The organism is Streptomyces sp. NPDC017529, from assembly GCF_044329785.1.
Lineage (GTDB): Bacteria > Actinomycetota > Actinomycetes > Streptomycetales > Streptomycetaceae > Streptomyces.
The window spans coordinates 105,435-116,376 of sequence record NZ_JBIRJY010000015.1; the positions used below are offsets into that span (position 1 = coordinate 105,435).

Below are 10,942 nucleotides of genomic sequence, written 5' to 3' on the forward strand. Positions count from 1 at the left end.
ACCGGCCCGGCCGCTTGGACGGAGGTCCTTACGGCCGGGCCGCCGGCGCCGGGGCCGGCCGCCCGCTGCGGTACGACCGCCGGTAGTCGACGGGCGGCACGCCGACCGCGCGGGTGAAGTGGCGGCGCAGGTTGGCGGCCGTGCCCAGACCGCACAACTCCGCCACCCGCTCCACCGGCGCGTCGGTGTCCTCCAGCAACTCGCGTGCTCGCGCGATGCGTTGGGTCTGGAGCCACTGCATGGGGGTGGTCCCCGTCGTCGCGTGGAAGCGGCGGACGAGGGTGCGCGGGCTGGTGTGGGCGCGGTCGGCGAGCGCGGCCACGGTCAGGGGGCGGCCGAGGTTCTCGCCCGCCCACTGCAGGAGCGGCGCCAGCGAATCGTCCGTGCGCGCGGGCAGGGGCGCCTCGATGAACTGGGCCTGGCCGCCGGGCCGGTGGGCCGGTGCGACGAGCTGGCGGGCGAGGGTGTTGGCCGCCTTGGTGCCGAAGTCGGTGCGCACCAGGTGCAGGCAGACGTCGATGGCGGCGGTCGACCCGGCGCCGGTCAGGACGTCGCCGTGGTCCACGTACAGGACCGAGGGATCGACGGTGACCGACGGGTGGCGTTCGGCGAGCAGTGGCGCGTACATCCAGTGGGTGGTGGCCGTGCGCCCGTCCAGCAGGCCGGTTGCGGCGAGCGTGAAGGCGCCCGAGCACAGCGAGACGAGGCGGGCGCCGCGCGCGTGGGCGGTCCGCAGCGCCTCGGTCAGCTCCGGCGGCGGGTCGCCGTGCACGTCCGCGGCGGCCGGTACGAGGACCGTGTCGGCGGTGACCAGTTCCTCGGGGCCGCAGGGGGCGTGGGTGCTGAACCAGGAGCGGGCCAGGGCCGGTGCCCCGTCCGTGCCGATCGCGCAGAGCCGCAGGTCGTACCAGTCGGCGGGGGTCTCGGGCCGGTCGCTGCCGAAGATGTGGCAGGGGATGGCCAGTTCGAAGAAGGGCAGTCCGTCGGTGACGGCGATGGCCAGGGAAGGCATGGCAGTAATGTAGCGGGTGCTGTCAGTCCTGCCACTCGTGACGGTGTGCGCGGACCGCGATGCTTGATCCACATGACGAATCCGCTCTCTTCCCGCCAGGGGTGTGGTGCGCCCGCGACCGGCGCCGCCACCCCGCGTACGGCGTCCTCCGGGGCGCGCGCGGCCGCGCCAGGTCCGCACCGCTGGCTGGTGCTCGCCATCGCCTCCGCCGCGCAGTTCCTCGCCGTCCTCGACATGATCGCGGTCACCATCGCGTTCCCGGCGATCGGCCGCGACTTCGGGTCCGCTTCCCCCGCCGCGCTGTCCTGGGTGCTCAACGCCTACACCGTCGTACTCGCCGCCCTGCTCGTGCCCGGCGGACGGATCGCCGACGCGGCGGGTCGCCGGCGCGCTTTCCTGGCGGGCATGCTGCTCTTCGGGCTGGCGTCGGCAGGCTGCGCCGCCGCGCCCTCCTTGGCGCTGCTGATCGCCGCCCGCGTCGCGCAGGGCGTGGCGGCGGCCGTGCTGATCCCCACGTCGCTGTCCTTGGCGCTGCCCGCCTTCCCGGCCCGCGAACGCGCCACCGCCGTCGGCGTGTGGACGGCCGTCAGCGCGGTCGCCGCCAGTTCGGGACCGGTCGTCGGCGGGCTGCTGGCCGCTGCCGACTGGCGGTGGATCTTTCTGGTCAATGTGCCGGTGGTGGTCGTCGCGGTGGTCGCGGGCGTACGGTACCTGCCCCGCCGCGCGGAGGGAGCGGGGCGGGCCGGCGCTCCGGACCGCCGGCCGGGGCTTGACCCGCTCGGTACGGTGCTGGTCCTCGTGTGCGTCGGCGCGCTGGTGACCGCCTGCTCCCAGGCGTCGCAGTGGGGGTACGCCGCTCCCGGCACCCTCGCCTTCCTCGCCGCCGGCGTTCTCGCGGGCGTGCTGTGCGCCGTGCACGTACGCCGCGCCGCCGAACCGGTGGTGCACCCGGACCTCTTCCGCACCCCCGGCTTCACCACCGCCACCCTCGGACTGCTCGCCTACTTCGTCGCCTACGCGGCCACCACGCTCGGCTCGACCCTGCTGTTCACCGACGTGTGGCACTACTCGTCCCAGGGCGCGGGGCTCGCCCTCGCGCCGTGGCCGCTGACGGTGCTGGTCGTCTCGGCGTTCTCCGGGCGGGTCGTACGCGTCATGGGGGAGCGGGCCGCGGCGCTCGCCGGCGCGCTGTGCTTCGCCGCCGTGCCCGTGTGGTGGCTGGCGGCCGCCCCCGCCGACGGTTCGCACTACGTCACCGCCTACTTGCCGGGGCTGGTCCTCGCCGGGATCGGTACCGGGCTCTACCAGCCGGTGATGTTCGCGGCGGCGGGCCGGCTGCCCGCCGCCAGGCTCTCGCTCGGCTCCGGTGTGCTGATGGTCTCGCGGCAGGGCGGTACGGCCCTCGGGGTGGCGGCGCTGGTCGCCGTCACGGGCGGGCAGCGGCACATGGACGCCGCGGCATTGCGGTACGGCTGGTTCCTCGTTGTGGTGATGGCGGCCCTCGCGGTGGGTGCCGCCGCCGTGCTCCCCGCTGCTCGAAGAGCCGAGTGAGGTACGGGTGTTCGAGGTGCTCAACAGGCAAGAAAACAAAGGGAGTTGAGGTGCGGTGAAACATTGACGGGGTCCGGTCATATGCCTGCCGTTCCGTAACTCAACCGAGCGCAGATCGATCAATTTGCGCAAGAACCTCGCCTGTAACGAAAGGTTTCAGAGGCGAGCTCATTTCTCCGCCACGCTGAGGAACCGGGCCGGGGCCCCAAGGCGACCAGATGCACAAGGACCGAGAGGTCCGCGGGGTCCGAGGGCGACCGGGGCCGGCAACCGACAGGGCGGGGGGAGGGGGCGGATGAGTCTCTTCGAGGACGGCAGACCCTTCTTGCGGGCGCTGCCCGCGCAGGACCGGCGGGCGCTGCTCGCGCTCGGTCGCGGCCGCAGCTACGCGCCGGGCGAGGTCGTCCTCAGGGAGCACGACACCACCACCTTCGTCGTGGCCATCGTGCACGGCTGGGCCTCCGTCTCCCTGGAGACGGAGCGCGGCGTACGGCTGATCCTGGCGCTGCGCGGCAGCGGCGAGGTGGTGGGCGACCAGGCGGCCGTCGACCACCGCCCGCGCAGCGCCACCGTCACCGCGCTCGGCCCCGTGGACGCCGTGGTCGTGCCCGGCGACCGGTTCCGCGGCTACCTGGCCGCGCGGCCCGTCGCGACCGTACTGATCATGCGGCAGTTCAGTTCCCGGCTGCGCAGCTCGGACGGCGAACGGCGGTCCCTGGCCTCGGAGAAGGTGCTGCAACGGCTGGCCGCGCGCCTGGCGGAGCTGGCCGAACGCACCGGGCGCGCCGGGGCGGGCGGCGTGCACGTCGATCTGCCGCTGCCCCAGCACGACCTGGCGGCCGCCGTCGGCTCCACCAGGGAGGCAGTGGCCAAGGCGCTGCGGCTGCTGCGGGAGCAGGGCGTCGTGCGCACCGGGCCCCGGCGGCTGGCGGTGCTCGACCTCGCGCTGCTGCGGCTGCTCGCCGAGGGCCGCACGGTCGGCGGCGCCGCCTCCGGACGTACCGGGGAATCCCCGCCCGCTGTGTAAACGGCTACAGCCACCACTCCCCGCCCCGGCCATGCTGCTGCACGTCGGCACGATCCAGGAGGTCCAGTGAGCACGGAAGCCTTGCACCGACTCGTCGTCAACGGAGACGTCTGCGGATCCGGACGGCTGGGCTTGCGGGCCAAGTTGCGGATGCGCGAGGCGATGTACGAAGTCTTCGCGTCGGGGTTCGACGCCGCGGGAGTCGGCGAGCGCTCCTTCCGCATGGAGGACCGCGGGGACGGCGTACTCGTCGCGCTCGCCCCCGGCGTACCGTCCGCCCACCTGGTCGGCCCCTGGCTCGAAGGGGTCTACCAGCGGCTGCGCCAGGAGAACGAGGGACGCGCCGAGCCGCTGCGGATGCGCGTGGCCATGCACGCGGGCCCCGTCGCCGAGGACGCCAGAGGGCTGGCGGGGCGCGCGGTGGACCTCACCTGCCGGCTGTGCGACAGCGACACGGCCAGAGACGTCATCGAACTCGCCCGCAGGGCACCGCTGTTGTTCGTGGTGTCCGACTCGCTGTACCACGACGTCGTGGCGGAAGGCGGCGCCTGCATCGAGCCCGAGCACTACCGCAAGGCCCGGGTCTCGAAGAAGGAGACGGACACGGAGGCGTGGTTCCACGTCCCCCGGCTGCCGTACCCGCCGCTTCCGGCACCGGACCGGCCGCGCGTGACAGGGGTGCACACGGCCCGGGGCCCGGCGCCGGAGCAGGGCGGCGGGGCGGAACACGAGGGATCGGCCCCGCCGCCCGAGTACGCCGCCAAGTACCACTTCGGGCACATCGGCGGCAGCAACCAGATCTTCGACGGCAACACCTTCAACGGGGACTTCACCGGTGTCCGCGGCACCGCGTCCGACCCGGAGACCGGCAGCGCCACGGAAGGCGGTGGCAGGTGACCGACACGGACGACGGGACGGCAGGAGGCGGCGAACAGCCCCCGCCGCAGAACGACGGCAGGCCGGGCGTCCGGGACGAGGACGGCGGGAAGGGGGGCAAGGACGGGAAGGACGGGAAGGACGACGGCAAGGGGGCCGGCGGCGAGCCGCCCGAGGAGAAGCCCCGCCTGGACGCCCCCAAAGGCAGCCCGCTGGGCGGCGCGGGCGAGGCGGGCGGCGCCCGTACCGCCAGGGAGGCCCGCACCAACCTCCACGTCGAGGGCGACAACCAGATCTACGACGGCAACACCTTCTACCAGACGCAGGTCCGGGTCGGCGCCGAGGACGTCTTCGTCGACGGGCCGGTGCCGGCCGAGGAACTGGAGCACCTGGACCGGGTCTACTGCCGGGCCCCCGGCTACGACGCGATGAAGACGCGGCTGGAGCGCACCCACCTGCTGGCCCTGTGCGGCGAACACGGCACCGGCCGCGCCTCGACGGGCCTCGCCCTCCTCCACGACATCGCCGCCGGGGTCTCCCGCCTCGACCCGTCCACCACGCTCGGCAGCGTCGACAAGGAGAAGTTCGAAGCCGGCCGCGGCTACCTCCTCGAACTGCCTGCCGAGGACGCCGGTACGGCACCGGGCGCGCACACCGGACCCGACCGCAACAGCGGCGCCGAACGCCGCCCGACCGAACTGCACCTGGACCGGCTGAGTGCCCTGCTGGCCGGGCGCGGGGCGTACGGCGTGCTGATCGTGGGCAGCGGCGACTTCGCCGACCGGCTGGTGCGCGGCCGCTACGGCGCGCTGTGCGTGCCACCGCCCGCCGCCGACGTCCTCGAACGCCACGTGGCGGACCTGCTCGCCGACGCGCCCGTACCGATCCGCCACCTGGCGCACGCCAACGCCGGACGTGCCGACGTGAAAGAGGCCCTGGGCCTGGACGAGCTGCGCCCCGGGGAGGCCGCCCGGCTCGCCACCCACCTGTGCGCACACGCCAAGGGCGACGCCGACGACGCGCGGCTCCTGCGGGAGTGCCGGTGGTTCGCGCCGCGCCAGGCGCAGGAGTGGTTCGCCGGCGCCGACCGCCCCGGCACCCTGCCCGAGGCGCTGCCCGCGCTGCGCGCCGCCGCGCTGCGGCTGTCCCTCGCCGTCTTCAACGGCTCGGCGGACAGCCTGGTGACGGAGTCCGGTGAACTGCTCGCCTGGGAGCTGGCGGTCACCCTCGATCCCCAGTACGCGCCCGGCAGGCCGCTGTTCACCGCGCACACGGCGGCCCGGCTGGCCGCGGCGCGTGCCGTGCCCGGCCGGGGCGTGGAGGACCTGGGCGACGCGGCCATCCCCGTACGGGTGGCCCGCTTCCAGGGACGCAGGCTGGCCACCGCCGTCCTGTACGAGGCATGGGACGGCTACCACAACGTGCGCGGCCCGCTGACCCGCTGGCTGCGGTCGCTCTGCGACGACCAGCGCCCCCAGATGTGGGTACGCGCCGCGATCGCCGCCGGCGTCCTGTGCTCCTGGGACTACTTGTACGGGTTCTCCGAACTGCTGCTGCCGCTCGCCCGCGCCGACAGCCCGGTCCAGCAGATGGCCGCGGCAACCGCGCTGGCCGAGGCGTCCCGCGACCCCCAGGTCCGGCTCGCCGTGCGCGGCCTGCTGCGCGACTGGGCGCGCGGCGGGGACGAGCCGGCCTGCGAGACCGCGGCCTTCGCACACGGCTACGGCATGGTGGCGGGCTCGGTCGCCGGCTCCCTGGACGAACTGGCCAGGATCGGCTGCCGGGACGACGGCAAGCCCGCCGACGCCGCCTCGTACAGCGTGGTGCGGCTGCTGGCGGGCCCCGAGCCCGAGGTCGTGCTCAGGCGGCTGGCCCGCTGGCTCAACGACCGGCGGCAGGTACGGCAGAACCTCGCGCTGATGGTGGTGCTGCGCGCGCTGTCCACCCGTACCTCCCACCTGTGGGGCCTCCAGGACAGCCCCGCCCTGGAGCCGTACGCCTCCTGGCCGCTGGCCGCGGCGCTGGCGGCGGCCCACCCGGAGCGGGCGCCCTGGCTGGCGGACCTGGTGCGCAGCGCGCTGAACACGGCACGGGCGGGCGCCGCGGCGCAGGAGCAGACGGCCCGCTGGATGCGGCGGGCGGCCGAGGACCCGCGGCAGCTCGACGTGCTGTGCGCGTTCCTGCCGCGGCTGGTGTGGGACCGGCGGGACCGGGACCGGTTGCTGCTGCTGGTCGCCCGGCTGGAGCGGGACAGTGACGAACCGCTCGCCCCCCGGGCGGCCGCGCGGATGCGGGCGGTGCTGGAAGGAGAGGGACGACGATGACGCAAGACGGCGGGAACGGCGCGGGATACGGCTACGGGCAGGCCCCGTGCCCTGCCGCGCCGGCAGGGCACGGCCAGGGACCGGGACCCGGGGCGGCGGTGCGGGGGCCGCTCGTACGGGAGTACGTGCCCGCGGGGCGCTTCCGGCGGCCGGGCATGCAGGTGGCCGCGGTGCTCAGGTACGAGAACGGCGGCTACAGCGTGGTGTGGCCGGACCGCCGCGAGGACGTCAACAAGCCGCTGTTCAGAGGGCCTTTCACGGTGATGGAGGTGCGGATGGGCTGGCATCTGACCGAGTTCCGCACCGAACTGCCGGCGGCCGGCGACGCGGAGTCCTTCCGCGCCGAGGTGCAGGTGCGCTGGCGCGTCGTGGACGCGTACGCGGCGGCCTGCGCCGGGGTGTGGGACCTCGCGGAGCACTTCTCGCCGGTGCTGCTCAAGGCGCTGCGCGGGGTGACCAGGCGCTACCGCATCAGCGAGGCGGAACAGGCGGACCGGGCGGTGGAGAGCGAGCTGGCCGGGCTGCGCCCCGGCGAGGAATTCGGCCTGGAGACCGACGTCTTCGTACGGATCGACCTGAGCGAGCGCGGCATCAGCGCGGAGCGGCAGCGCACGGCCATCGACCACGAGGGCGACCTGGCGCGGCGGCAGCACGCGGAAGAACTGAAGAGGGAACGGCGGGAACAGGAATTGACGCGGATGAGGGCCACCGAGCTGCAACAGGTGCTCAGTGGCAGCGACGACAGCCGGATCGCCTGGTTCATGGCACGGGACAAGGCCCGCGCCTGGGACATCCACCAGGCCATCCTCCAGGAGCGCAGGGAGGAGCGGGCCCTGTCGATCGAAACGGTGTTCCGCTTCGTGGACGGCGGCCTGATCGAACGCCAGGACCTCAACGACCAGACCCTGGCGGCCATCGACTTCCTGCGCTCGACCACGAGCGGGGTGGTGGGGCGCGCCGCCGACACCTTCCTGGAGCAGCCGCAGCGGCGGCGCGCGCTGGAGGACGGTGAGCACCACACCGAGCGCGAACGGGTACGGGAGCGGCAGCGCATGGACTGGGCACAGGACCCGGACCCGGATCCGGACCTCGCGGACGATCCGTACGGCAAGGACGATCCGTACGGCAAGGGGGACGACGACCTCGGCCGTGTCTACGAGCCCGACCGCGTGCAGCCCGCCGCCGAACGCGACGACTACCCCACCGGCCGGCCCGACGACTTCCGCGACGAGTTCCGCGACGACCGCGGGGACGGCCCGGCGCCGCGCGGCGGCCGCGGCCGGGGCCTGGACTGGGGGGACGAATGAGCACCTGCTCCTGCTCCTGCCGGGCCCCCGCGCCCGGCGCCGGCTCCGACTTCGTGGCCGAACGCCTGCTGAAGGCCGTACGGGAGGAGATCAGCCGCGCCGACACCAAGGCGTCCGTCCTGATGACGGGGGCCACGGCGGCGCTGGTCCTGCTCCTCGGGCGGGACGGGCGGCTCCCGACGCCGGCCGAGGGCGGCGCCCTCCTGCTCGCCGGCACCGTCCTGTGGACGGCCGGCATAGCGATGTTCGTGGCGGCCGTGCTGCCGCGCACCCGCACCTCGGCGGACGGCCGGCTGACGTTCTTCCCGCAGCTGGCCAGGGGCGCTTCGGCCGAGGCGCTGCTGCCGCGGGTGAGCCTCGCGGGCCGGGACACCGCGCTGTGGGCGGTCGAGCAGGCGTGCGCTCTCGGGCGCATCCTCGGGACCAAGTACCGCTGGCTGCGCTGGGGAGTCGGCTGCCTGGCGGCCGGCGGCACCTGCGCCCTGGCCGGTGGGCTGTGGTGAGCGGGGTGCGCCGCGCGGCCGTGGCGGCGCTGACCGCGCTGTGCGCGGCCGTGCCGGTCGGCCCGCCGCCCGCCCGGGCCGCGTCCGCGCCCGCCGCCCCGGCCGCCGGGCCCGCCCCCGTCGACTTCGCCGTCGTCGTGGACGCCTCGGCCAGCATCGACAAGGACGCGCTGGCCCGCGAGGCCGAAGCGGCCGCGCTGATCGGCCAGGGTGAGATCTCCGAGCGGTCCAGGGCGAGCGTGATCGGCTTCGGCAGCGCGGAGAAGGAGGGGCAGCAGCCCGTACGGGAAGTCTGCCCGCCCACCGTCGTCGACGCCGCCGGACGGCAGCGCATCAGCGACTGCGCCCGCCGGCTCAACGACCGCGCCGGCAACGGCCTGGGCCCGGGCACGGACTTCCCCGCCGCGCTGTCCCAGGCCCTGGCCCGGCTGCGCGAGAGCGCCGTCGAGGGAACGCCCAAGGTCGTGTTCCTGCTCACCGACGGCAAGCTGAACGTCAAGGACAGCCCCGCCTACGGCGCCGACCCGGACGCCCGGCAGCTGGAGGGCGAGAAGCAGCTGCGCGAGGTGCTGGCCCAGGCGCGCCGCGAGCACGTGCAGATCTGGCCGCTGGGCTTCGGCAAGGGCATCGACAAGCAGGCCCTCCAGGAGATGGCCGACGCCGGATACCGCAACGGCTGCGCCGACCTGCCGGGGTCCCGCCCGCGGCCGGAGGTCGTCGACGGCGCGGCGGACGTGGACAAGGCGCTGCAGGGCGCTTTCGCGGCCGCCCGCTGTGCCCGCGTCGAGCAGGGCACCAGCGGCAAGCCCCCGGGCGAGCTGACCGTCACCATCCCGCCGATCGCCACCGACGGCTCGATCACGGTGACCAAACGCGACCCCAAGGTGCGGGCCAGGTACTTCGACCCGAAGGGCCGTGAGGTGCCCCTGCAAGGGGAGGCCGACGGCTCGCGGTTCGAGGTGAGCGGCCAGGACGGGCCGGTGGAGGCGCTGCGGGTCAAGGACCCGCTGCCGGGGCGGTGGCGGGTGGAACTGTCCGCGCCCGAGGGCCACCGCGACCAGCCGGCCACCGTACGGGCCATCTGGCAGGGCGTGCTGCGCTCGTCGGTGACGCTGGAGCCGTCCGCGCCACGGGCCGGCGAGAGCGTCACCGTACGGATGCGCCTGCAGACCCGGCGCGGCGTGGTGATCACCGACCCCGGGCTGCTGGCCGGCGTACGGGCCGCCGCCCAGCTGTCCGGCGACGGCTTCGAGCCGGTGGACGTGCCGCTGCGCGACGACGGCAGGAGCCACGACGAGAAGCCGGACGACGTCCTGTACGGGGGCACGGTGACGGTGCCGAAGACCGCCACCGGCGCCCTGCGGCTGGCCGGCGCGATCGCGGCGCCCGGCGTCACCGGCGACCGGCGGCCCTACCACACCCGGGTGTCCTCCGGGCCCGCGCTGGTGACGGCCGGCGTCACGCTGGAGGGCCACGGCGTCCACCCCGGCGGCACGGTCGGCGGCAAGCTGGTGGCCCGCAACAACGACAGCCGCCCGCACACGCTGCGGCTCGGCCTGGCCGACCAGTCCGCGGCGGCCGCGCTGCGCGTCGGCCCGGCCACCGTCACGGTCGCGCCCGGCGCCCAGCGGCCGGTGCCCTTCACCGTGTCGTTCGGCGGCGGCACCCCGGCGGGCGACGCCGGCGGGCGGGTCACCGTCACCGACCTGACCGACGGCGGCCGCGAGGTCGGTTCCGGCTTCCTGACCGTCACCGTCACCCCCGCGCCCACCTGGTGGGACCGGTGGTGGTGGGCGGTCGTGGTCGGTGCCGGGCTGCTGCTCGCGGCGGCCGCCGTCATCGCCGTCCGCGTCTGGTACGGCGGCATCCAGGGCTCGTTGCAGGGGATCGTCGTCGAACTGCGCAGGGACGGCAAGACGCTGGGCGAGCTGGAGGTACGCGGCGCCAGGACGAAGGTGTTCTGCTTCGTGGTGGACGGCGCGGCCTCGGCCCGCCCGGGACTGCGCCGCCGCGACGCGCGCGCGGCACAGGCGTACCGGCTGCTGCGCAAGGGCGACGGGCTGCGGTTGCGGGCACCCAAGGGCGGCGAGCAGCCGGTGCCGCGCGGCGCGCCCGTCGCGCTCGACCACGACCTGGAGCTGTTCGTGCGCGGCGGCCGCGGCCAGGGCCGGGAACGCACCTCCCCGGGGCGCCGTCCGGGCCGGGTGCCGGGCCCCCGCAGCGCGCCCGGCCCCTCGGCCGGCGGCACCGCCAGGCCGGCCGGCCAGGCCGGGACGGGCACGGCCGGCGGATCGGCCGGGTATGACTCCGCGTTCTGAGGCGCCGCCCGCGCCACCGGCCCC

8 protein-coding genes are annotated in these 10,942 nt (G+C 75.2%); 7 read left to right on the forward strand and 1 reads right to left on the reverse strand.

Annotated features, from left to right (window positions below; all coding sequences use genetic code 11):
* Positions 1–28: 28 nt before the first annotated feature.
* Positions 29–1,012: a helix-turn-helix domain-containing protein gene (locus ACH4K4_RS29820; protein ID WP_398171584.1), complete on the reverse strand. Its 984-nt coding sequence runs from the start codon at positions 1,010–1,012 to the stop codon at positions 29–31.
* 72 nt (positions 1,013–1,084) lie between these two features.
* On the opposite strand from ACH4K4_RS29820, the gene ACH4K4_RS29825 reads away from it, so the two are divergent.
* From ACH4K4_RS29825 to ACH4K4_RS29855, 7 genes are all read left to right on the forward strand, one after another.
* Positions 1,085–2,563: an MFS transporter gene (locus tag ACH4K4_RS29825; RefSeq protein WP_398171585.1), complete on the forward strand. Its 1,479-nt coding sequence runs from the start codon at positions 1,085–1,087 to the stop codon at positions 2,561–2,563.
* A 295-nt stretch (positions 2,564–2,858) separates the two neighbouring features.
* A complete protein-coding gene (locus tag ACH4K4_RS29830) occupies positions 2,859–3,590 on the forward strand; it encodes a Crp/Fnr family transcriptional regulator (RefSeq protein ID WP_398171586.1) in 732 nt (243 codons plus the stop codon).
* Positions 3,591–3,656: 66 nt separating this feature from the next.
* On the forward strand, positions 3,657–4,487 hold the full coding sequence (locus ACH4K4_RS29835) for a hypothetical protein (RefSeq protein WP_398171587.1): 831 nt from the start codon (positions 3,657–3,659) through the stop codon (positions 4,485–4,487).
* Positions 4,484–6,790 carry a hypothetical protein gene (locus ACH4K4_RS29840; protein ID WP_398171588.1) on the forward strand — a complete coding sequence of 769 codons (2,307 nt, stop codon included), beginning with the start codon at positions 4,484–4,486 and terminating at the stop codon, positions 6,788–6,790. Before ACH4K4_RS29835 ends, ACH4K4_RS29840 begins: the two co-directional genes overlap by 4 nt.
* Positions 6,787–8,097, forward strand: coding sequence for a hypothetical protein (locus ACH4K4_RS29845; RefSeq protein WP_398171589.1), 1,311 nt, complete (start codon positions 6,787–6,789; stop codon positions 8,095–8,097). Before ACH4K4_RS29840 ends, ACH4K4_RS29845 begins: the two co-directional genes overlap by 4 nt.
* Positions 8,094–8,600 (forward strand): Pycsar system effector family protein, encoded by a 507-nt coding sequence (locus ACH4K4_RS29850; protein ID WP_398171590.1) that lies wholly within the window; start codon positions 8,094–8,096, stop codon positions 8,598–8,600. The genes ACH4K4_RS29845 and ACH4K4_RS29850 overlap by 4 nt, the downstream gene beginning before the upstream one ends.
* Positions 8,597–10,918, forward strand: a complete 2,322-nt coding sequence (locus ACH4K4_RS29855) for a VWA domain-containing protein (RefSeq protein ID WP_398171591.1) — start codon at positions 8,597–8,599, stop codon at positions 10,916–10,918. Before ACH4K4_RS29850 ends, ACH4K4_RS29855 begins: the two co-directional genes overlap by 4 nt.
* The last annotated feature ends 24 nt before the right edge of the window (positions 10,919–10,942 follow it).